Raw genomic sequence first — 21,341 nt, 5'->3', positions numbered from 1 at the left:
CTCCCCGACCCTGCCGACCATCCAGTCCGCCAGTGCCTCACCCCAGACGCGATAGCCCAGCGACGACGGATGATAGCCATCCAGTGCCAGGTAATCCGGGCGCATCTCCAGACGGGTAGCACAGCACGCCAACCCTTCGCGCACCGCGAGCGCTCGCAACTGCCGGTCCAGCAAGCGCGCCCGCCAACCCAGCAAATGACGCAGCAGCCAGGGCAAGGCACTGAAATGCTGCAAGGGCGGCACGCCGGCAAACACAACCTGCGCACCTCGCTCGACGAAATGGCGAGCCAGCGCCTGCTGGGATGCCTGCCATCTTCGGCTGGAACTGAAATGCGTGGTGTCGTTGACGCCGAAGACCAGCAGCACTAGGTCGACAGGCTCCTCCGCCACCTGCGGCAACAGCCGCTCCCGGGCTTCGCCGGCGGTGATGCCATTCTCGCCACAAGCCCGCCAGGCGACGGGACGGCCCAGACGCGACGCCAGCGCAGCGGCCAGTTGCCCGGGCAGGGCGAAGTCCAGGCAGGAGGCGCCGACACCGGCGACGGTGGACTCACCTATCAAAAGCAGACGCAGGGGCGCGCCCTCGAGCCCGCCCCCGGCAAGACCGCTCTCAGGCCCGGCAGCTGGCGACAGGCGCAGGGCGGTACGGCGGGTATGCACAGCCATGGGCAGCGCCAGGGGCAACAGCGGCAGCGCCGCTACCCACCAGCAAAGCCCGGCCAGGCGAATCACAGCTGGACGTCTACCGCCTGGGCCGAACGGGTCGCCTTGGCCCGCGCCAGGTCAGTGGATTCGTCCCGCGCCAGGGCCACGCCCATGCGGCGCTGGCCGTCTACTTCCGGCTTGCCGAACAGGCGAAGGGCGGTATCCGGCTCGCTGAGGGCGGCACCCAGGTTGCCGAAGCTGACTTGGCTGGACGTGCCTTCGACCAGGATCACCGCCGAAGCGGACGGCCCCACCTGGCGGATTGCCGGGATCGGCAATCCGAGGATGGCGCGCGCGTGCAGGGCGAATTCGGACAGGTCCTGGGAGATCAGGGTCACCAGACCGGTGTCATGCGGACGCGGAGAAACCTCGCTGAACCACACCTGATCGCCCTTGATGAACAATTCGACGCCAAAGAGACCGCGACCACCCAGGGCCTCGGTCACTGCCTGGGCAATGCGCTCGGATTCGGCCAAGGCCTTCGGGCTCATGGCCTGGGGTTGCCAGGACTCGTGGTAGTCACCCTTCACCTGGCGGTGGCCGATGGGCGCACAGAAGCTGGTACCGCCGACGTGGCGCACGGTGAGCAGGGTGATTTCGTAGTCGAAATCGATGAAGCCCTCGACGATCACCCGCCCCTTGCCGGCACGACCACCTTCCTGGGCATAGTCCCAGGCCGTCTGGAGGTCAGCGTCGGACTTCAGCACCGACTGGCCTTTGCCGGAAGAACTCATGATCGGCTTGACCACGCAGGGGTAGCCAACGCTGGCCACGGCGGCGCGGTAGTCTTCGAAGCTGTCGGCGAAGTGATAGGGCGAGGTGGGTACGCCCAGCTCCTCAGCCGCGAGACGACGGATGCCTTCGCGGTTCATGGTCAGCTGGGCGGCGCGAGCGGTAGGCACCACGGTGAAGCCTTCAGCTTCCAGCTCGACCAGGGTCGCCGTGGCGATGGCTTCGATCTCCGGCACGATGTAGTGCGGTTTTTCCTGCTCGATCACCGCACGCAGGGCGGCACCATCCAGCATGTTGATCACATGGCTGCGATGAGCCACTTGCATGGCGGGAGCATCAGCATAACGGTCAACGGCAATCACTTCGCAGCCGAGGCGCTGCAGTTCGATCACCACCTCCTTGCCGAGCTCGCCGGAGCCGCACAGCAGTACACGGGTCGCGCTGGGCGACAAGGGGGTTCCAATACGGGGCATGTCGTTTCCTCGGGGAGTCAAGAGGCCTGGGTCGGGGACGTCATGAACAGGCCACTGGCCTTGGCGCGCTCGAAACAGCGCGCCAGGACCTCGCGGCGTTCGGCATTGTCCATGCGACCCCAGCGGGTAATTTCATCGGCGGTGCGCTGGCAGCCGCTGCAGATGTCATGGTCATCCAGTACGCAGACCTGCACGCAGGGCGAGCGGACGGGGCGTTCGGCGTCCATCAATCGTCCTGCTCCGCCAGGTCGCGCGCATAGCGCTGGGCGTTGTGTACATAGTGAGCGGCACTGGCCTCGAGCATCTTCTTCTGTTGCTCGGTCAGCTCGCGCACCACCTTGCCGGGGGAGCCCATGACCAGCGAGCCGTCGGGGATTTCCTTGCCTTCGGGAATCAGCGCATTGGCGCCGATGATGCAGTACTTGCCGATCTTCGCGCCGTTAAGGACCACGGCGTTGATGCCGATCAGGCTGAAGTCCCCCACCGAGCAGCCGTGCAGCATGGCGTTGTGACCGATGGTGACGGAGCGGCCAATGTTCAGCGGGTAGCCCATGTCGGTGTGCATCACAGTGCCATCCTGGACGTTACTGTTCTCACCGATGTGGATCAGTTCGTTGTCGCCGCGCAGCACGGCGCCGAACCAGACGCTGGCACCGGCATCAAGGCGGACCTTGCCGACCAGGGTGGCATTGGGGGCGGCCCAACTGTCGGGGTGGGCTTCGACCTGGGCGGTTCCAAGGCGGTATTTCATCAGGCGCTCCTCGGAAGGGCTTATTTGAGTTTTATGAAGCGTTCGGGGGCACGGGTCATGTCGATGCGGGCGTCGTACACCAGGTTGACCAGTTCGACGACCATGATCGCGGTCAGGCCCCAGATCTTGTATTCGCCATACTGGTAGCTGGGCACGTACCAGCTGCAGCCGAGGTAGTCGATGCGGTGGGTCACCTGCCGGGGGTCGTCACGGAAGAACGCCAGCGGCACGCTGAAGACCGAGTCGATCTCACCGTCGTTGGCCTTGTACTGGACGAAGTCCGGAACCAGCCCCACAAAAGGCGTGACCTTGATGCCATGACGAGAGACCAGGGTGCTGAGCGGGCCGATGACCTCCACCAACCCCGGAGGCAGGCCCACTTCTTCTTCCGCTTCACGCAGTGCGGTGCGGATCAGGTCGGGGTCTTCGGGATCGCGACGGCCACCGGGAAAGGCGACTTCACCGCCGTGAGTGGACAGCCCACTGGCGCGCAGGGTCAGGACGAGTTCGGGCTCGTCGCTGCGTGTGATGGGCACCAGCACCGCAGCTTCGGGGAAGTCGTGATCGGTCTCCAAGGTTCTCGGGGAGTAGCTCTGCACACGACGGAGCAGGTCATCCAGCATGGACTTTCTCATTGTTCTCGACTGCCGGGCATCATGGCACGAACCTTGGGGACGCCCAAGCCCCGCGCCGACCGGACGCACCATTCACCATCTTTGGTTTGCCCTGTACGCCGCTTGCCGTGCGACACCATGCCGCGCCAAGATGAGCGCCTGAGCCAGAGGAACCCCGATGAAATTCTGCAGCCAGTGCGGCGGCCTGGTCGCCCAGCGCATTCCCCAAGGCGATAACCGCCTGCGCTATGTATGCGAACGCTGCCACACCATCCATTACCAGAATCCGCGCATCGTCGCCGGCTGCCTGCCCGTGTGGGAGCAGCAGGTGCTGCTCTGCCGTCGCGCCATCGACCCACGCAAGGGGTACTGGACGCTACCCGCCGGTTTCATGGAGAACGGCGAGACCATGGAACAGGCCGCCACCCGCGAAACCCTCGAAGAAGCCTGCGCGCGGGTGCGCAACCTCAGCCTCTATACCCTGTTCGATCTGCCGCACATCAGCCAGGTGTACACCTTCTTCCGCGCCGAACTGGTCGACCTGGACTTCGCAGCCGGTGACGAAAGCCTGGAAGTGCGCCTTTTCCACGAACGGGATATTCCCTGGTCGGAGCTGGCTTTTCCGACCGTGGGCCGTACCTTAGAATGTTATTTCGCTGACCGTACCGGGCAGGTCTTCCCGGTGCGCAACGAGCCCTTGGCACCGTTGCTGGCCTACTACAAAAAAGCCTGACCGCTAATCTGTTTACTTGAACACTGTGGGGATGTCGTGCCGATGCGCTGGCTGCTAGTCGTACTAATCATGAGCCTTTCGGCTCTCGCCCAGGCGAGCACCACGCCGACGCTGGGTGGCAAAGCCATCGACAAGGTCATGGTGGTGAAATCGGAGCGCAAGCTGCTGCTGATGAATCGCGGTGACATTCTCAAGACCTACCGCATCTCGCTCGGCAAGCAACCGCTCGGCGCCAAGCTGCGCGAAGGCGACCAGCGCACCCCGGAAGGCTTCTACTGGATCGACTGGCGCAAGACCAGCGACAAGTTCAATCTCTCCCTGCACATCTCCTACCCCAATGCCCGCGATGCCGCCAAGGCCCGGGAAAAGGGCGTATCGCCGGGCGGCATGATCATGATCCACGGCACCCCGCTGGATGAGGAATACCCGGAGTGGTACTTCCATACGCTCGACTGGACCGAAGGCTGCATCGCCATGAGGAACTCGGACATGCGCGAAATCTGGAGCCTGGTGAAGGACGGCACCCTGATCGAGATCCGCCCCTGAGTGCATCAGCCACGAAAAAGGCGCCATCTGGCGCCTTTTTCGTGGGCTTCTCCCTGGATCAGGCTGAACTACGCGAAGCCCGACAAGTGGCCGGTTCGAAGGATGGATTGCGCCGGTGTTCTGCAATTGCCCCCCGCTTCGCGATGAGGGGCGAATTCATTCGCGAATGGCGGCCCCTTCCCCACACACCGGCAACGCCCCGCACTGCCCCTTGATAGCGGTCCCTGCGGCCAGTGGCGCTGCCAGGCGCGGATCTTGGGGCGCCAGTTGGCGAGCGCAGGCCCGCGCCTGGCTCGCCTGGGCCGTACAACCTTTTTCGTTGAGCACCTCGGAGAGATTGAACCAGCCCAGCGCGTAGTCCGGCTTGCGCTTCAGACTTTCACGCAAGGCACGCTCGGCACCGTCGCGATCGCCATCGGCATAGCGGGCGTTGGCCAGGGCGAAGAGCGGCAACGGCTCCTTCGGCCAGTGTTCGGCAGCAGTGCGGTAGGCCCGCTCAGCCACTGGGCGCTGGGCGGTTTCCTCCAGGTCACTGGCGGCCTTGAGCCAGGGTTCCAGCTGCGCCTCTGCCGGCAACTGGTCCGCAGGGACCGTCACCACCGCCCAACGCTCGGCGCGCTGCCAGGTGCGGTCGAAGCTGCGCAGGTCGGTGACCCAGCGTTTTTCGGTGCCGGAACGCAGCACCAGTTCATCCTTGCTGCGATCGAAACCCACCACTACTGCGAAGTGCCAACGCGGCAGCCAGTCCAGGCCGAGGTTCTGCATTACCAGCACCGGATTACCGGCCGCCACCTGTGCCAACAGCGCATCCAGGCTTGGTTGCAGCGGGTAGACCAGCATGCCGTGCTGGCGCGCGGCGGCCACCAGTTCCAGCTTCAGGCTGCCCTGCCTGGCGGGCAGATAGACCTTCGGCGCCAGCGCCTCAGGCGAGGTCTGCACCCCGCGCTGCACCAGCACCGTGGCCAGCGCCGCCGGACCGCACTGGTAGATCTCCTGCGGGTAGAACGGCGTCTGGGTCAGTTCCACCCGTTGCGGCAGTCGATCGCTGTGCGGTGACAGCATGGGTTGCTGTCCGGCACAGCCCGCAAGTGCCAGCGTCAGCAAGGCAAGCCAGAGCCGCATCAGTTGATGCACTTGACGAAGCTGAAGATGTCTGTGGCGCAGAGCATGTCGGTGATGATGAAGATCACCAGGAACAGCACGATGATGCCCACCCAGCCACCGGCCGGCTCCTGCTCCAGGCGCTGGTTGAACTGCTGCAGTTCGGCCGGGGTCAGGCTGGCGATTCGCGCTTCCACCTGTTCACGCGGCACGCCGAGGGATTCGAGCTTCTGCTGCACCTGCTTGTCGTCGAGCATGGCGCGCAGCTGTGCCTGGTCCACCGGTTGCTGCTGCGGCAACTGCTGCTCCTGCAGGGCCTGGGGGGTGCCGATCATGGCGGCCTGGGCCAGGGGCATCTGGGCGAGGAAGAGGAACTGGCTGGCAATCAGGCAGGAAGCGAGACGACGGTTGCAAGGACGCGAGAGCATGGTGGTTTCTCCAGATATTGTGGCCAATTGACCACGGAGCGTGTTTTCCGGTTCCAGCTTTCCTCCAACAAATGCGGAAGATTCATCCTGATATTCAGATTATTGCTGAACTCCGGCCGGCAGCTATAGAATGCGAAATATTCCCATTTGCTTCCGAGTCCAGCTCTTGAATCACGGTGCCGACGTCCTTCCGCCTCCGCCGGCCGAATCCCTGCACACGCTCTACCGCGATCACCATGGTTGGCTGACGGGCTGGCTGCGCCGTCGCCTGGGCTGCCCACAGAATGCCGCCGACCTCGCCCAGGACACCTTCCTGCGCGTCCTGCTGGCACGGGAAAAACCGGTGATCCTGGAGCCCCGCGCCTTCCTCACCACAGTGGCCAAACGCGTATTGGCCAACCACTACCGCCGCCAGGACATCGAGCGCGCCTACCTCGAAGCCCTCGCCGCGCAACCGGAAGCCCTGGCCCCGAGCGAAGAGGAACGCGCCATCATCCTGGAAACCCTGGTGGAGCTGGACCGCCTGCTGGACGGCCTGCCAGCCGTGGCGAAGAAGGTATTCCTGCTGGCCCAGGTGGACGGCATGACCTACGCAGAAATCGCCGACCAGCTCGACATTTCCCTCTCCACTGTCAAACGCCACATGGTCAAGGCTGCCCAGCGCTGTTACTTCGCGGAGAGCTTCTGAGATGAACCTCTCTGCCGTGGACCGCAGCCGAATCGCCCCGGCTGTCGCCGAGCAGGCCGTGGAATGGCTGGTGGAGCTGCAGGGTGGCGATATCAGCGACCAGCGCCGGCAGGCCTGGCAGGACTGGCGCGCCGCCGACGCCGAACATGAACGCGCCTGGCAGCGTATCGAGGCGATCAACCTTGGCCTGCGCGGCCTGGACACACCGCTGACCCTGGCAGCCTTGGGCGCCCCCGCCCGCCGCAGCCGCCGCGAGGCCCTGAAACTGCTGGTGCTCTGCGCCCTGGTCGGCGGCGGCGCCATCAGCCTGCGCGACAGCGAACCCCTGCTGGCCCTGCGCAGTGATGAGGCCACCGGTGTCGGCGAACGCCGCGCGCTCAAACTGGCCGATGGCTCGCGCCTGGAGCTGAACACCGCCAGCGCTGTGGATATCCGCTTCGATGCCGGGCAACGACTGATCGAGATGCGCCAGGGGGAAATCCTCGTCGATGCCGTCAGCGACTCACGTCCGCTGCGCATCCACACGCCTCAAGGGCTGATCGAAAGCCGTGGTGGCCGCCTCAATGTGCGCATCCTCGAACGCAGCAGTCGGGTCAGCCTGTTCGATGGCAGCGCCGATCTGCTGGCCGACGGCCAAAGCCAGTCGCTGCTGCCCGGCCAGCAGGCCAACCTCTCGCCGACACGCATCGGCACACCGAGAAGCGCCAGCGAAGACAACCTGGCCTGGACCCAGGGCATGCTGGTCGCCAGCCATATGCGCCTGGACGACTTCCTCGCCGAACTGGGCCGCTACCGCCGCGGCCACCTTGGCTGCGACCCACAGGTGGCCGGGCTGCTGATCTCCGGCAGTTACCCGCTGGATAACACCGAACGCATTATCGCCATGTTGCCCAAGGCGCTGCCGGTGGAGGTGCACAGCCTGACCCGTTACTGGGTCAAGGTGCATCCGCGCGCCACGGGGTGACACCCGGAGGCTCGGAACGATGGGTATCGCTGCGCTCCACGCCATCCTACGACTCGCCCCGTGGGCAGGAGGGCGTTGAGCCCAAGACGGCACCCATAACTTTTTTTTCGAAAGCTGAGCCTTTTTTTCGATCTCGCGTGACAAGGCAGGCAGAGACCCTTCCTTTTTACCGACGAGACGCCGCCATGCAGTCCCCGCAACGCCTTCGTACCTTCCCCCGCACGCCCCTTGCCCGCGCCCTGATGCTGGGCTTGGGCCTGGCCGCCGTCCTGCCCGCGCCGACCTTTGCCGCCAACCTGGAAATCAGCGCCGAAAGCCAGCGCCAGGCCTTCGACATTCCCGCAGGCCCGCTGGAGTCGGCGCTCAATCAATTCGGCCGCGAAGCCGGCGTGCTGCTGTCCTTCAGCCCCGAGCTGACGGCGGGCCGCCAGACCCAGGGCCTGCACGGTCAGTACGGCGTAGACGACGGCCTGCGCCAACTGCTGGCCGGTAGCGGCCTGCAGGCCGTGGCTCAGGACGGCGGCTACAGCCTGCAGTCCAGCGGCGCGGCCATCGAAGTGGACCGCCAGGTCGTGATCGGCTCCCGCGCGCCGACCAGCATCAGCGAGCTGCCAGGCACCGTCTGGATCATCGACGCCCCTCAGCTGCAGGAGCAGACCAAAGGTGGCGTGCCCTTCAAGGAAGCCCTGGGCCAGTTGATTCCCGGCCTCGACATCGGCCCACAGGGCCGCACCAACTACGGCCAGAACATGCGCGGCCGTAGCGCCCTGGTGATGATCGACGGCGTCTCCCTGAACAGCTCCCGTGGCATCAGCCGCCAGTTCGACTCCATCGACCCGTTCAACGTCGAACGCATCGAAGTGCTCTCCGGCGCCAGCGCGGTCTACGGCGGTGGCGCCACCGGCGGCATCATCAACATCGTCACCAAAAAGGGCGAGTCAGGCCCGGCGCGCTTCAACAGTGAAGTGGGCCTGCGCAGCGGCTTCGAGACCAGCCAGGACCACGACTGGCGCGTCGCCCAATCCGTCAGCGGTGGCAGTGAGCAGATCAAGGGCCGCGCCTCGGTCGCCTACCAGAAGAACGGCGCCGCCTACGATGGCAGCGGCGACCAGGTGATGCTCGACATCACCCAGACCGACCTGCAGTACAACCAGTCGGTGGATGTCATGGGCAGCCTCGACTTCGCCTTCGCCAACGGCCACAGCCTGAGCCTGGGTGCCCAGTGGTACGACTCCGGTTACGACGGTGACAAGGGCGTCGACCTCGGCCGCGACTTCCGTGGCCTGCGCGGCCTGGAACCCTTCGAGATCGAAGGTGGCGCCAGCTTCGACCGCGAACCGCGCACCGAGCGCCAGCAGGTCAACGCCACCTACCACGCCCCCGAAACGCTCGGCCACGACCTCTACCTGCAGGCGTACTACCGCAGCGAGGAAATGGCCTTCCAGCCCTACCCGAGCATCGCCTTCACCGGCACCGGCGCGATCAACCCTGCCCGTTCCTATTACTCCGCCTCCCAGCAGGACACCGACTACTACGGGCTGAAAGCCGTTCTGGTGAAGGAATGGGACCGCTTCACCCTGACCTATGGCGCGGACATCGAGCGCGAAAGCTTCGACGCCGACCAGGCGCTGTTCGACCTGAACACCGCCGCCCAGACCGGTGGCCTGGTGGCCGACGAATACGCCAAGGTCGGCCGCTACCCCGGCATCGACACCGACAGCAACTCGCTGTTCGCCCAGGGCAGCTGGCGCGCCACCGACGCCCTCACCCTGTCCGGCGGCGTGCGTCGCCAGCGCACCAACAATGATGTCGGCGACTTCGTCGCGGCGGCCCAGCAGATCCAGATCAGCAAGGGCAACGGCACCAGCGCCGACGCCATTCCCGGCGGCGAGAAGGACTACCAGGTCGACCTCTACAACTTCGGTGCCGTCTACAAGCTGAACAAGGCCCAGCAGGTCTGGGCCAACTACTCCGAAGGCTTCGAGCTGCCCGACCCGGCCAAGTACTACGGCCAGGGCACCTACTCCGCCGCGCCGGTCAACGGCCATTGGGTGCTGCAGAGAGGCGTGAATGTCGAGGACTCGGCCCTCGACGGCATCAAGACCAAGCAGGTGGAACTCGGCTGGCGCCACTACGACGGCAGCCTGGATGCCCAGTTGGCAGCCTTCTATGCCTGGTCCGACAAGAGCATCACCTACAACCGCACCACCCTGCTGGTGGAGCAGTTGGACAACAAGAAGCGCAACTACGGCCTGGAAGGTCAGGCCAACTACTGGCTGACCGAGAACTGGCAGGTGGGCACCAGCGCGCTGGCAATCCGCTCGCAACAGAAGATCGACGACCGCTGGCAGAAACAGGACGTGACCGCCGCCAGCCCCTCCAAACTGACCGCCTTCGTCGGCTGGCGTGACGACGACACCAGCCTGCGCCTGCAGGGTGTGCGTACCTTCAACCTCTCCGACGACGGCAACGTCCTCGCCAGTGGCCAGTTCGACGGCAACGACCACAAGATCGACGGCTATACGACCTTCGACCTCCTGGGCAGCCAGATCCTGCCGGTGGGCACCCTCAACTTCGGCATCCAGAACCTGCTGGACAAGGACTACACCACCGTCTGGGGTCAGCGCGCCCAAGTGTTCTACAGCGCCAACATCCCCGCCGACCTGTTCGACTACCACGGCCGTGGCCGTACCTACAGCCTGAGCTACAGCGTGGAGTTTTAAGGAGCCCGCCCCTCTCTGAAGAAGAGAGGGGTGACTTCCGGCTCACCTTCGGCGCGATCCAGAAGGGGCGAATTCATTCGCCAAGCGGGCCACAGGTCCGCCCCCCTGGAACCCCTCAATACGACACCGTCTTGTCCTTCGGTCCAATGTTCCAGCGGAACCAGTCGTCCAGCATGGTTTTCTCGTAACGCAGGCGGTCGTTGCTGAAGTAGTAGTTGCCGTGTTGCAGGTAGGACTGGTCAATCACCGTGGCATCGCGGCTGACCAGGGGCTTGCCGTCCTGCTCCAGGCTGTAGTGCAGCTTGATCCTGGGCCAGGTCACTTCACGCATGAAGCGCACATCCTGGAAGTTCACCCGCCAGGGTTCGTACCGGCCGGCCAGGTCGATGTCGAGGATGTCGACCTTGAGGGTCTGTCCGGGCTGCAGGTAGCGCTTGCCGAGTTTCTCGATATGCGCCTTGAGGTCCTTCAGCACGACGTCATCCGCGCCCCGGCCGTAATCGCGGTACAGACGCGCGTCGCTGTACTTCTCCGGGTGTGTGAAGCTGACCTCGGTGGTGGATGCCAGCGCACTCGGGGACAGGATCAACAGGGCCAGCACGATGAGGGGCAACGTGGGTCGCATGGAACACCTCCTGACGGTGATGCGGGGCACCGCCAGGTTCAGTGTACGCCCGTCAATGCGAACGCGAAGCGGCTCCAGTCGGACGGTTCAGACCAGCGCCAGTACACCGCCCCCCAGCGGCAACAGGCCAACCAGCGGCAGCACCCAGCGGGTCTGCCAGGCCAGCAGCGCCACCAGCAGCAGGCCGGCCAGCATCAGCTGGCAAAGCCAGATCACACTGCCGATCTCGCCGCCCAATTGGGCGATGCTCAGGGCCAGGGCAAGCAGCATGGCGAACACCGCGCCCACCCGCAGCAAACGGATGCGCGACTCACTCGGGGCACCGCTGAAAACCAGCTTGTGCTGGCGCGACATGGCCAGCGCCAGGCCGGTCATGGCCAGGTAGCAGAAGGCAAAACCGAGGACCAGCATCAAGCGCTCTCCTCCACCAGGCGACGGCGCACGCGGGGCGCCTTCGCCACCTGCGGCTGCGAGCGTCGCCAGGCCAGCAAGCCGCAGAGGGCGCCAGATGCCAGCAGCACCAGGTCGATACCGGCCATATCCCAATCGCCGCGAACCAGGGTGGCCAGCAGGCTGCCTTCGGGCGTGACCAGAGCATTGAGCAGCGGCAGGCCCAGGGCCAGGACAGTCACGACGGCGAGCACGTCGCGGGCGACCTTGCCGCTGTTGCGGCGCAGCACCGCCCAAGCCGCCACCAGCAGCCAGACACCCACGAAAACCCAGGTTTCCGCGCTGGCGCGCTCGGCCATGCCGGCCGGCAGCAGGCGGTTGCCGTAGAGCAGGCCCAGGCTGGCGACCGGCAGGCCGCCCACCACCGCGCCGTTCAGGGCACGCACCAGGCCAATGCCGTAGCCGCCGCGCGTCTCACGCTTGCGCAGCCAGACCTGCAGGCCGGCTACCAGCATGGCGCAGCCCATCAGGCCGAGCAGCAGGTAGAGGGCACGGACGATCTGCCCGCCAAACTGCGCCATGTGCAGGTTGGTCAGCCAGGCGTAGCTCTGGTAGCCCGGGCTATAGGGCTTCTGTTCGTGGAGCAGTTCGCCGCTGGCGGCGTCGTAGGACAGCGTCCACTGGAAGTCGACGATGCCGGAACGGTCGTAGCGACGGATGTCCACCACCGCCGCAGCGTCGCCCGGATGGTGCACGCTGATCCAGCCGGTTTCGTTACCGCCCCAGCGACGATGGGCATCGGCCACCAGGCCATCAAGCGAGGTCGCCGGCGGTGCGGGGCGCTTCACCGCCTCGCGGTGGTAGGCACCCATGGTGTCGTTGAAGAACGCTTCCGCGTTGCCCTTGTAGGCCAGCTGGATGCCAGCGGGCATGTAGAAGACGACGAAGATCGCCAGGCCCGTGTAGGCGATAAGCAGGTGGAACGGCAACCCCACCACACCGAACAGGTTGTGGGCGTCCAGCCAGGCCCGCTGGCCGTTGGCGTCCGGGCGCAGGGTGAAGAAGTCCTTGAAGATGCGGCGGTGGATGATGATGCCGCTGATCAGCGCCACCAGCATGAACATCGCGGCGATGGCCACGATGTACATGCCGATCATGCCGGCGTTGAGGTCATAGTGCAGGGTGAAGAAGAACAGCCCACCCACGGTTTCCGGCATCGCCTCGCCGGTTGCCGGGTCGAGGGCGAAGCGCACGAACTCGCTTTCGTCGGCCGGCTCGTAACCGGCCCAGTAGAAGGGTTCGCGCTCGCTCGGCGGGCGGATCCAGATGGCATGGGCGTCCGGCGCCTTGGCCAGCATGGCCTCGCGCACCTGGTCGACGGTCATGCTGTGGCTTGATGGCTCGTGCAGCGCTGGGCGCATCCAGCGCTCCAGCTCCTTGTCGAAGCAGGCGATGCTGCCGGCGAAGAAGATGACGAAGAGCAGCCAGGACGGCAGCAGCCCGCCCCAGGTGTGCAGTCCCGCCATGGATTGGCGCAGGCTCATGGTCGTACTCCGAAATCGCTGGGCAGGTAGGCCGCCAGGGCCATCAGTGCCGTCAGCCCGGCCAGCACCAGCCAAGCGCGCAAGGCCGAACGCGCCGCGAAGGCATAGAGGATGGCGAGGGTGTAGACGGCGAAGCAGGACAGGCTGGCGAACACCACCCGGTCACTGCGCACCAGCGGCAGATAGACGGTCAGGAACGCTGTGGCGGCATAGGCCGCGGCATAACCGCCGAGGATTGCCGCCAGCACCCGCGCGGTCACGTCCCAGCGCGTGGAAGTCTTGGCTTTGCTCACGTTAGTTCCTTGGTCAAGGACGTTCCCGGCGGAAGCGTTCCGACGCGCAAGAGGAATTCTCAGAAATAAACTGAGAATTATTTACATGCGCGTGCGAATTGCAACAGAGAAATTCTATCGGTCCACAGGGAACGACCCGGATCAGGCTATGCGCGACAGCTGGTCGGCCCACCGGTCATTGCGGTTCGAACTTTGCACATCTCCTGGCGTCCATCGACTCATCGCTCGATCAACCAGGTGACAGGCCATGTACAACCCATTCCAGATCCTCACCGACGCTTTCCAGGCCGAATACCGGATCAACCTCAGTCTCGTAAGCCCGGACGGCAGCATCATGCTGACCCTGACCAACGAACGCGGCGTGGTGGCGCGGCGCATGATTAGCGCGGCTCAGCGCAATGACCCGGTACGCCTGCAGCGGGTAATCGAAAGCATCCGCCTGGGCATCGCCATCGAGAATGGTCACAAGGTGGGGGAATTGCTCACCAGCATGACCGGCGGCCATGTGGCGCCGGTGCGCACGGGGCGGGTCAACGCCGCACAGATAGCGCGCATCTGATGCACGCTATCCGTGCATGGGGTCAGGCCTCGCCTTCCGCCTCGACCTGACGACGCAGGCGCTGCCGACGCGGCGGGGCATCGATCTGCACCGAAGGGAAGCGCGAAGACGCGAACCGCACCACAAGGATCGCCAGGGCCAGCAGCAGAATGGCGCCAGAGACATACACCACGCCCAGATCCGGCCGGTGGTGATGCGAGACATCGGAAATCAGCAGGCGGGTCAGCGCGGTGATCGCCACATAGATCAGGAAGCGCACCGGCATGTGGTTGGTCTTGAAGTAGATGCCGACCATGGCGCCCAGTTCGAGGTAGATGAACAGCAGCAGAATGTCATCGACCGTGATGTGCCCCTTCTCCACCATCCCCAGAAACGCCACAACCGCGGCCCAGGCGGTGATCCCGCCGATGGCGAACAGCGCCAGGTAGTGGAAGCTCTCCACGAGTAGATTGCCCAGCGATTCGGCCAGGCCATGCACGTTTTCGCGCAACTCTTCAGCCCAGTTGATCTTCACGATACAGCTCCTTGGTACGACGGGCCCGATGGTGCCGGGCGAAAGTGACAGGGGAGTTATGCAGGATGAGGGCCGCAACGGGCCTTGCGCCACGAGGCAGGTTGTCGCAGCCCATGCGTGGCCCGGGCAACGGCTATGCTTGGGCTCCAGCGGAATCAAGGCCGATCCGCAGCGCGGGCTGACGTCGGTGGGCAAGTGGAAATTTCCTACGGGCTATTTCCATTTGCCATCATTCCGAATACTGTACGCACATCCAGTATTTTTAACCCAATTATCAAAGGTGAGGGGTGATGAATGGCCGTCGAAGTGGTGTACCGCAGCAGCCGCGATCCGGAGCGCCTGTTCATGGATAAGGCCGAAGCCGATCGATACGACAAGATGCTCGAGCTGGCCGAGTCCCTGGCCGAAGTCCTGCAAAAAGCGGTGCCCTCGCTGAGCGAACAGCAGGTGGAAGACATCGGCATATTCATGGCCAAGCACCGCGATACCTTCGCCCGCGCCTTCAAGAATCAGCCGGATGCACTGGCTGAACTGGAGCTGGCCGGCAACGCCGAGTAACGCTGCCTGGGGAGCCCCGACTGCCCCCATGAGGCTCAGGGCTCCACTCGCAACCATCCGCGACGCGACCGACTTTGCGCCGTTTTTTCAAGCCCGCCTGTGGCGTCGAACCGATGCTGGGACACCCCCTATCAGGAGTGCCCCATGCGTATTCTCATTGCCCGACTCTATGCCCCGGTTTTTTTCTTCGGCTTCATCGCGCTCTCACTCTGGCTGAGCAGTTGGCATCCGGGGCAGCCGGTCTGGCTGCTGGTGCTGCTCGCCAGTGCGATCGCCCTCTCCTTCGCGGCCGAAGCCTGGTTGCCCTACCGGCGGGAATGGAACCAGGACCATCGCGATCGCTGGCGGGATGTCCTGCACGCAAGCGTCAATGAAGGGTTGGCCGGCCTTGGGCTGCTGGCCATTCCGTTCACCGCCTCCCTTATACCAACCTCTGGCCTGTGGCCCGATGCCTGGCCCCTCTGGTTGCAGCTGCTGATCGCCGTATCGGTGGCGGACCTGGGGATCACGCTCATGCACCTGCTCAGCCACCGCCTACCAGTGCTCTGGCGACTGCATGCGGTGCATCACAGCGTGCGGCGGATGTACGGATTCAACGGCCTGATGAAGCATCCGCTCCATCAGACGCTGGAAGCCCTGGCGGGCACCGCCCCGCTGCTGATGCTCGGCATGCCGGAACACGTCGCCGCGCTGCTGGCCTTCGCCATCGCCATCCAGTTACTGCTCCAGCACAGCAACGTCGACATGCGCATCGGCGCATTGCGCCATCTCTTCGCCTGGGCTCCCGTGCACCGCTTCCACCACATGAAGTACGGCAAGGCCGGGGACGTGAACTTCGCCCTGTTCTTCAGTTTCTGGGACAGGCTGCTCGGGACCGCCTTCTACCACCCGCACTACCGCATGAGCAGCGACGATCTGGGCATCGGTGGGCGGCCCGACTACCCGGATACCTACCTGGCCCAGTTGGCCGCGCCCTTCCTGCCGCAAGGCCCGGAGGGGTCATCCCCGACCACGCCGGATGCCCTATTCCAACAGCCTTAGCTGCAGATTGCGCAAGGTTCGGTCGGCACGCACACCGAAGGTGCTGCGTACCGTCCGAGAAAAGTGCGCGGCGTCCGCAAACCCCGCCGCATGCGCCGCGTGGGTCAACGGCTCTCCGGCCATGGCCAATGCCAGTGCAAGACGCAGGCGACGCCAGAGCACCAGACGCCGGACCGAAAGCCCGACCTGCTCGCCGAACAGCCGCTCGAGCTGGCTGAGAGAAAGGCAGGCCTGACGCGCCACGGCCACGGCACTGACCTTCTCCGTCAGCAACTGATCGACCGCCTCCAGCGCCCGGGCGATACGTGGGTCCACGACGCGCCTGGGTGCAGCGCGCAACCGATCGGCCAATGCCTGCAAACCGGGCTCGGCGCCATCCAGTGCAGAACGGAGACTCTCGAAGCTGAACGCCAGCGGTTCGGCGTAGACCGTCACCATGGGCTGGCAGGCATCCTCCAGCGCATGCACCCGCATCGACTCCAGCAGCACCATCTGCCCGCTCACTGGCTGCCCGTCCACCGTCAGGCGCACGGGCGCCTCCAGCGCCAGCAGCGCCTGATGGGCGTAGTGAGCATGGGGGCGGGTGGCTCCGCTGGCGCCTGCGATCAAACAGTAATCACGGGCCAGCCAGAGGGCTCCCTGCCAGGGCGAGTCAGTCACGGTGCCGGCTCCGAGCCAGGATCGAGGCAGGCATCAATAGCGCCAATGGATGCCCCACGGCAAGCACGCCCAGTTCACCCCCGAACGGTAATTGACGCCCCTGCGAAGAAGGTCTAGTTTTCCGAGGTCCCCACCCGGGGCCCACCACCTTTGGCGAATCCCAGATGCCCAACGCAAGCGCCCATACCGCGATGACCACCGATCCTGTCGGTGCCCGCGTGCGCGCCTGCCTGTCGCCGATGTCCCCACCTGTCGCACCGCCGCCTGCCGTGCGTGCCGGCTTCCCGCCGCCGCCCCCGTACGTGCTGCTCGGCTGATCACCAGCCGCTGATACCGCTCCGGCCCTGACCACTTTCGGTCCGCGTTCGCACACGCCGGAGCCTGTTGCTGCTCACTGACAGGTGAACATTCATGACGTTGGACAAATCCGTCTGGGGCGCGACTGCCTCGACTTCGCTATTCGTGCTGCTGTGGAGCAGTGGCGCGATCTTCGCCCGGCTGGGCCTGGACCACGCCTCGCCCTTCGCCTTCCTCACCCTGCGCTTCGCCCTGGCCTTCGCCACCCTGTTGCTGCTGTGCAACTGGCGCGGCCAGGGGCTACCGGAGCGCGGCAGCCGCGTGAAAGTGGCGGGGATCGGCCTGCTGCTGATCGGCGGCTACACCATCTGCTACCTGCTGGCGCTGGATAACGGCATCACCCCCGGCGTGCTCGCCGCACTGCTCGGGGTGCAGCCGATCCTCACGCTGGTGGTGCTGGAACGACGCTTTCCCCTGGCGCGCCTGTTGGGCCTGGGCATCGCCCTTGGCGGGCTGGTGCTGCTGGTGTGGCAGAGCATCGGCAAGGCGCAGGTGACCAGCCTTGGGCTGATCTACGCCCTCGCCTCGCTGGGCAGCATGACCGTCGGCGCCATCCTGCAGAAAGGCTTGCAGCAATCGCCCATGCAACTGTTGCCCGTGCAATACGGCGCCAGCCTGCTGGCCTGCCTGCTCCTGGTGCCTTACAAGCCCTTCCACTTCGAGGCGACCCTGGACTTCGCCATTCCCTTGCTGTGGCTGGCGCTGGTGATCTCGGTGGTGGCACAGCTGCTGCTCTATCGGCTGATGCAGGCGGGCAATCTGGTGAACGTCACCAGCCTGTTCTACCTGGTGCCCGTGGTAACGGCGGGGATGGACTACCTCTTCCTCGGCAACGCCCTGGCGCCCCTTGGCCTGGCCGGGATGGGCGGGATACTGGCGGGACTGGTGCTGGTGTTCGGCGTGGGCAGCCGGAGCGGCTGAGGCCCGCGTCCCAGCCCCTCTCCCGGAAAAGGGAGAGGGGACTCCAAGCCGATCTTTGGCACAGCCCTGTAGAGGCGAATTCATTCGCCATGCAGGCCGCAGGCCTGCCCGCCTCTTGCCTTACGGCAGCTCCAATGCCTGCACCAGCGCCTTGAGGAACCGCGCCGCCTCGCCACCGGTTACCGCCCGGTGGTCGAAGGTCAGCGACAGCGGCAGCACCGGGTGGATTTCCACCTTGCCCTGCCAGGCCACCACCTCGTCGCGGATGCCGCCGGCGCCGATGATCGCCACCTGGGGCGGCACCACCACCGGGTTGGCGTAGCGGCCGAACAGGGTGCCGAAGTTGGACAGCGTAATGGTGGCGCCCATCATTTCCTGCGGCGGGATCGAGCGCGCTTTCACGTCCGCCCGCAGCCGCGCCATGCCCTCCTTCAGGTCCTCCGCGCTGCGCCCACCGACATTACGCAGCACCGGCACGAAGAGCCCATCCGGCGTGTCGACGGCGATGCCGAGGTCGAGCTTGTCGTGCTGGCGGATGGACAGCGCGCGGCCGTCGAACCAACTGTTGAGGATCGGCTCCACCTCGCAGGCCGCGGCGATGGCCTTGCCCAGGCGAATCAGCGGATCGCGGGCTTCCGGCCAGCGGTGCAGGTCGGCATCGCCGAAGATGGTCACCGGCACCACTTCGGCGTGGGAACGCGCCATGTTGATCGCCATGCTGCGACGCACGCCGCGCAACCGTTCGCCACCGAAGCTGTCACGGGCCGTTTGCGCGGCCTGCTCCACATCGGCGCGGGTGACCAGGCCATCAGGGCCTGAGCCGGCCAGGGCTGCCAGCTCCACCCCCACCTGCCGGGCCAGTTGGCGCACCGCCGGGGTGGCGCGCGGCGCCAGGTGTTCGCGGGTGGAGGGTGCGGCGCCGACGAAGAAGCGGTCGGCCTGGGCATTGCCGCCGCCTTCCAGGCGACCCACTACGGTGCCGGCGTCAGCGTCCTCGCCCTCATAGCCGAGCAGTGGTTCGCCGACGTGGAGGATGTCGCCCTCCTTGCCGAAGGTCTTCGCCACTACGCCATCGTGGGGCGCCGGAATGTCCACCAGGGCCTTGGCGGTTTCCACCGAGACGAGCAGTTGGTCGGCCCTGACGTTGTCCCCCGCCTTCACGTGCCACTGGACGATTTCCGCTTCCTGCAGGCCTTCGCCCAGGTCGGGCAGTTTGAAGTATTTCATCGTGCGCTCCTCGTCTCAGGCGTAGTTCAGCACCAGGTCGCAGGCCGCGAGGATGTCCTCGGGGCTGGGGAAATAGAGCTGTTCCAGGCGATACAGCGGCGGCGGTATGTCCGGCGCGGTGACCCGCTGGATCGGCGCCTGCAGGTCGAGCAGCGCGCGCTCGTAGAGGCTGGCGGCGATCTCCGCGCCCACCCCGCAGCTGCGCGGAGCCTCATGGACGATCACGCAGCGACCGGTCTTGCGCACCGAGGCTTCCAGGGTGTCGAGGTCCAGCGGCTTGATGCAGGCGACGTCTATCACTTCGACCGACACGCCCTGTTCTTCCAGACGTACGGCTGCCTGCAGGGTTTCATGAACGCTGGCGCCCCAACTGATCAGGGTGATGTCCGAGCCCTCGCGCAGGGTGAAGCAGCTGTCCAGGGGCAGGCGCTTGCCATCGTCGATGATCGGTTGCGGGTTCATCCGATAGAGCCGGGTAGGTTCGAGGAAGATCACCGGGTCCGGGTCATCGATGGCCGCCAGCAGCAGGCCATAGGCCCGCGCCGGCGAGGACGGGATGACCACGCGCAGGCCGGGGATGTGGGCGAACAGGGCTTCGGTGCTTTCGCTGTGGTGCTCCGGCGCGCGGATGCCGGCGCCCATGGGGCTGCGCAGCACCATCGGGCAGGTCAACCGGCCACGGGTGCGGCAACGGATGCGGCTGGCGTGGGACACCAGGTGTTCCATGGCGGCGTAGATGAAGCCGAGGAACTGGATTTCCATCACCGGTTTCAGGCCCTGGGCGGCCATGCCCACCGCCAGGCCAGCGATCATGGTTTCCGCCAGCGGGGTGTCGATCACCCGCTTGAAGCCGAAGCGGTCGCGCAGGCCGAGGGTGGCGCGGAACACGCCGCCGTTGATGCCCACATCCTCGCCGAGGATGACGACGTTCTCGTCTTCCTGCATGGCGCGGTGCAGGGCCATGTTCACGGCTTCCAGCAGGGCACGTTTTTCCGTGGTGGCGTTGAGGTTACTCATGGCGACCTCCTTCTTCGCGACGGGCGACCCGTTCCATCAGCATTTCCCGCTGATCGCCCAGTGCAGCCGGCCAGCGGGCGTAGACGTGGTCGAGCACCGAGTCCACCGGTTGGGTGCCAATCGTCTCGAAGTTATCCACAGCCGACTGCACCTGGCGCTGGCAGTCGGCGATCAGTGCCTGCTCGCGGCCTTCGTCCCAGACCCGGTGGCCGGCCAGGAAAGCCTGCAGGCGCTTGATCGGCTCTTCCTGCCAGGCGGCCTTGACCTCCTCGGCGCTGCGGTAGCGGGTGGCATCGTCGGCGGTGGTGTGATCCCCCAGGCGGTAGCTGATGCACTCCAGCAGGACCGGCCCCTTGCCGTGGCGAGCACGGTCGAGTGCCCATTGCACGCGGTCGTAGACGGCCAGCACGTCGTTGCCGTCCACCTGTTCGCCATGGAAGCCGGCGCCGATGGCCTTCTGCGCCAGAGTCGGCGCGCCGCTCTGGATACGCCGGGGCACCGAGATCGCCCACTGGTTGTTGTTCACCACGAAAAGCACCGGCAACTGCCAGGCACCGGCCACGTTGAGGGCTTCGAGGAAGTCACCCTTGCTGGTGGCGCCATCCCCGCAGGTGGTCACCACCGCGCGGTGCTGGCCGCGGATCTTGATTGCGGTGGCTACGCCGCAGGCATGCAGGGCCTGGGTGGCGATGGGTACGCAGATGGGGAAGTCCTCTTTCGAGCGCGGGTCCTGGAAGTCGCTGCCGCGTTCGTCGCCGCCCCAGTAGAGGAGGATTTCTTCCATGCGCACGCCGCGCATCAGTTGCACGGCGGTGTCGCGGTAGTAGGGCACCAGCACGTCTTCACCACGCATCAGGCTGCCGATGGCGACGCCGATGGCTTCCTGGCCCAGGGTCGGCGCGTAGGTGCCGATACGGCCGGTACGCTGCAGGGCCACCGCCTTCTGGTCGAAGAGGCGGGTCAGCACCATGCGGCGGTAGAGGTCGGTGAGCAGGTTGAAGTCGTCGGCCCAGGCCGGCAGTTCGCCGACCAGCCGTCCCTCGGGGTCGAGGACGCGCGTGTAGGGCAGTTCGATCCGGTTGGACATGGCAATTCTCCTTACACCTTTTGGGTGCCTGCACAGGGCCCGGGGCTTGTGGCTCCGGGAGCTAACGGGCCGGGCCGCTGGTTGGCGGCC

The 21,341-nt window shown here is 65.6% G+C and carries 26 protein-coding genes; 10 read left to right on the top strand and 16 right to left on the bottom strand.

The genetic code is table 11. The annotated features are described in order from the left end of the window. From FFS60_RS09075 to FFS60_RS09055, 5 genes are all read right to left on the bottom strand, one after another. Positions 1-732, bottom strand: a 732-nt coding sequence (locus tag FFS60_RS09075) for an SGNH/GDSL hydrolase family protein (RefSeq protein WP_137821777.1), incomplete at its 3' end; no start/stop codon positions are given. Beyond that, the gene (purT, locus tag FFS60_RS09070; RefSeq protein WP_137821776.1) at positions 729-1,910 is read right to left on the bottom strand and encodes a formate-dependent phosphoribosylglycinamide formyltransferase; all 1,182 of its coding nucleotides are present in this window, start codon (positions 1,908-1,910) and stop codon (positions 729-731) included. The genes purT and FFS60_RS09075, both read right to left, overlap by 4 nt. 17 nt (positions 1,911-1,927) lie before the next feature. Beyond that, positions 1,928-2,137 (bottom strand): DUF1289 domain-containing protein, encoded by a 210-nt coding sequence (locus FFS60_RS09065; protein WP_171016506.1) that lies wholly within the window; start codon positions 2,135-2,137, stop codon positions 1,928-1,930. Next, positions 2,137-2,661 (bottom strand): gamma carbonic anhydrase family protein, encoded by a 525-nt coding sequence (locus FFS60_RS09060; RefSeq protein WP_028630289.1) that lies wholly within the window; start codon positions 2,659-2,661, stop codon positions 2,137-2,139. The genes FFS60_RS09065 and FFS60_RS09060 overlap by 1 nt, the downstream gene beginning before the upstream one ends. Positions 2,662-2,681: 20 nt before the next feature. Beyond that, positions 2,682-3,284: a CoA pyrophosphatase gene (locus FFS60_RS09055; protein ID WP_028630288.1), complete on the bottom strand. Its 603-nt coding sequence runs from the start codon at positions 3,282-3,284 to the stop codon at positions 2,682-2,684. A gap of 169 nt (positions 3,285-3,453) precedes the next feature. Between FFS60_RS09055 and FFS60_RS09050 the strand changes: the two genes are divergently transcribed. Then, on the top strand, positions 3,454-4,008 hold the full coding sequence (locus tag FFS60_RS09050) for an NUDIX hydrolase (RefSeq protein WP_028630287.1): 555 nt from the start codon (positions 3,454-3,456) through the stop codon (positions 4,006-4,008). A gap of 42 nt (positions 4,009-4,050) precedes the next feature. After that, complete coding sequence (locus FFS60_RS09045; RefSeq protein ID WP_137821774.1) at positions 4,051-4,554, top strand: murein L,D-transpeptidase family protein; 504 nt, start codon at positions 4,051-4,053, stop codon at positions 4,552-4,554. A gap of 156 nt (positions 4,555-4,710) precedes the next feature. Here FFS60_RS09045 and FFS60_RS09040 read toward each other — a convergent pair whose 3' ends face one another. Both FFS60_RS09040 and FFS60_RS09035 read right to left on the bottom strand, forming a co-directional pair. Beyond that, positions 4,711-5,676 carry a PA2778 family cysteine peptidase gene (locus FFS60_RS09040; RefSeq protein ID WP_137821773.1) on the bottom strand — a complete coding sequence of 322 codons (966 nt, stop codon included), beginning with the start codon at positions 5,674-5,676 and terminating at the stop codon, positions 4,711-4,713. After that, a complete protein-coding gene (locus tag FFS60_RS09035) occupies positions 5,676-6,083 on the bottom strand; it encodes a PA2779 family protein (RefSeq protein WP_137821772.1) in 408 nt (135 codons plus the stop codon). The genes FFS60_RS09040 and FFS60_RS09035 overlap by 1 nt, the downstream gene beginning before the upstream one ends. 166 nt (positions 6,084-6,249) lie before the next feature. Here FFS60_RS09035 and FFS60_RS09030 point away from each other — a divergent pair, with 166 nt between their 5' ends. From FFS60_RS09030 to FFS60_RS09020, 3 genes are all read left to right on the top strand, one after another. Next, positions 6,250-6,771: a sigma-70 family RNA polymerase sigma factor gene (locus tag FFS60_RS09030; RefSeq protein ID WP_137821771.1), complete on the top strand. Its 522-nt coding sequence runs from the start codon at positions 6,250-6,252 to the stop codon at positions 6,769-6,771. 1 nt (position 6,772) lies between these two features. Then, on the top strand, positions 6,773-7,735 hold the full coding sequence (locus FFS60_RS09025) for a FecR domain-containing protein (protein ID WP_137821770.1): 963 nt from the start codon (positions 6,773-6,775) through the stop codon (positions 7,733-7,735). Between the two features lie 185 nt (positions 7,736-7,920). After that, positions 7,921-10,458: a TonB-dependent receptor gene (locus tag FFS60_RS09020; RefSeq protein WP_137821769.1), complete on the top strand. Its 2,538-nt coding sequence runs from the start codon at positions 7,921-7,923 to the stop codon at positions 10,456-10,458. 115 nt (positions 10,459-10,573) lie between these two features. Here the strand turns inward: FFS60_RS09020 and FFS60_RS09015 are convergent, their stop codons facing one another. The 4 genes from FFS60_RS09015 to FFS60_RS09000 all read right to left on the bottom strand — a co-directional run bounded on the left by FFS60_RS09015 (position 10,574) and on the right by FFS60_RS09000 (position 13,310). Then, positions 10,574-11,083 carry a DUF3016 domain-containing protein gene (locus tag FFS60_RS09015; protein ID WP_137821768.1) on the bottom strand — a complete coding sequence of 170 codons (510 nt, stop codon included), beginning with the start codon at positions 11,081-11,083 and terminating at the stop codon, positions 10,574-10,576. Between the two features lie 87 nt (positions 11,084-11,170). Then, entirely contained in the window at positions 11,171-11,494 is a 324-nt protein-coding gene (locus tag FFS60_RS09010) for a DUF3325 domain-containing protein (protein WP_137821767.1), read from the bottom strand. Further along, on the bottom strand, positions 11,494-13,017 hold the full coding sequence (locus tag FFS60_RS09005) for a PepSY domain-containing protein (protein ID WP_137821766.1): 1,524 nt from the start codon (positions 13,015-13,017) through the stop codon (positions 11,494-11,496). Before FFS60_RS09005 ends, FFS60_RS09010 begins: the two co-directional genes overlap by 1 nt. Next, a complete protein-coding gene (locus FFS60_RS09000) occupies positions 13,014-13,310 on the bottom strand; it encodes a DUF3649 domain-containing protein (RefSeq protein WP_028630278.1) in 297 nt (98 codons plus the stop codon). The genes FFS60_RS09005 and FFS60_RS09000 overlap by 4 nt, the downstream gene beginning before the upstream one ends. A gap of 247 nt (positions 13,311-13,557) precedes the next feature. Between FFS60_RS09000 and FFS60_RS08995 the strand changes: the two genes are divergently transcribed. Beyond that, the gene (locus FFS60_RS08995) at positions 13,558-13,869 is read left to right on the top strand and encodes a DUF3509 domain-containing protein (RefSeq protein WP_137821765.1); all 312 of its coding nucleotides are present in this window, start codon (positions 13,558-13,560) and stop codon (positions 13,867-13,869) included. A gap of 22 nt (positions 13,870-13,891) precedes the next feature. On the opposite strand, the gene FFS60_RS08990 is transcribed toward FFS60_RS08995, so the two are convergent. Continuing rightward, the gene (locus FFS60_RS08990) at positions 13,892-14,383 is read right to left on the bottom strand and encodes a phosphate-starvation-inducible protein PsiE (protein ID WP_137821764.1); all 492 of its coding nucleotides are present in this window, start codon (positions 14,381-14,383) and stop codon (positions 13,892-13,894) included. A gap of 294 nt (positions 14,384-14,677) precedes the next feature. On the opposite strand from FFS60_RS08990, the gene FFS60_RS08985 reads away from it, so the two are divergent. Continuing rightward, the gene (locus FFS60_RS08985) at positions 14,678-14,941 is read left to right on the top strand and encodes a YebG family protein (RefSeq protein ID WP_028630275.1); all 264 of its coding nucleotides are present in this window, start codon (positions 14,678-14,680) and stop codon (positions 14,939-14,941) included. A 144-nt stretch (positions 14,942-15,085) separates the two neighbouring features. Further along, positions 15,086-15,982, top strand: a complete 897-nt coding sequence (locus FFS60_RS08980; protein WP_137821763.1) for a sterol desaturase family protein — start codon at positions 15,086-15,088, stop codon at positions 15,980-15,982. On the opposite strand, the gene FFS60_RS08975 is transcribed toward FFS60_RS08980, so the two are convergent. Further along, entirely contained in the window at positions 15,965-16,642 is a 678-nt protein-coding gene (locus tag FFS60_RS08975) for a helix-turn-helix domain-containing protein (RefSeq protein WP_137821762.1), read from the bottom strand. The genes FFS60_RS08980 and FFS60_RS08975 overlap by 18 nt on opposite strands. Before the next feature lie 164 nt (positions 16,643-16,806). Between FFS60_RS08975 and FFS60_RS28655 the strand changes: the two genes are divergently transcribed. Both FFS60_RS28655 and FFS60_RS08970 read left to right on the top strand, forming a co-directional pair. Next, positions 16,807-16,959, top strand: coding sequence for a hypothetical protein (locus tag FFS60_RS28655; RefSeq protein WP_155945752.1), 153 nt, complete (start codon positions 16,807-16,809; stop codon positions 16,957-16,959). 94 nt (positions 16,960-17,053) lie between these two features. Then, on the top strand, positions 17,054-17,920 hold the full coding sequence (locus FFS60_RS08970; protein ID WP_137821761.1) for a DMT family transporter: 867 nt from the start codon (positions 17,054-17,056) through the stop codon (positions 17,918-17,920). A gap of 120 nt (positions 17,921-18,040) precedes the next feature. Here the strand turns inward: FFS60_RS08970 and FFS60_RS08965 are convergent, their stop codons facing one another. The 3 genes from FFS60_RS08965 to pdhA are packed head-to-tail and all read right to left on the bottom strand — an operon-like array spanning position 18,041 to position 21,251. Continuing rightward, entirely contained in the window at positions 18,041-19,147 is a 1,107-nt protein-coding gene (locus FFS60_RS08965) for a dihydrolipoamide acetyltransferase family protein (RefSeq protein ID WP_028630271.1), read from the bottom strand. Between the two features lie 15 nt (positions 19,148-19,162). Continuing rightward, positions 19,163-20,164 (bottom strand): alpha-ketoacid dehydrogenase subunit beta, encoded by a 1,002-nt coding sequence (locus tag FFS60_RS08960; protein ID WP_137821760.1) that lies wholly within the window; start codon positions 20,162-20,164, stop codon positions 19,163-19,165. Continuing rightward, positions 20,157-21,251, bottom strand: a complete 1,095-nt coding sequence (gene pdhA, locus FFS60_RS08955) for a pyruvate dehydrogenase (acetyl-transferring) E1 component subunit alpha (RefSeq protein ID WP_137821759.1) — start codon at positions 21,249-21,251, stop codon at positions 20,157-20,159. The genes FFS60_RS08960 and pdhA overlap by 8 nt, the downstream gene beginning before the upstream one ends. Between the last annotated feature and the right edge of the window lie 90 nt (positions 21,252-21,341).

The sequence above is a fragment of the Pseudomonas sp. D(2018) genome (assembly GCF_005502555.1).
Taxonomy (GTDB): Bacteria; Pseudomonadota; Gammaproteobacteria; order Pseudomonadales; family Pseudomonadaceae; genus Metapseudomonas; species Metapseudomonas resinovorans.
This window is presented reverse-complemented; position numbering and strand designations above follow the sequence as displayed.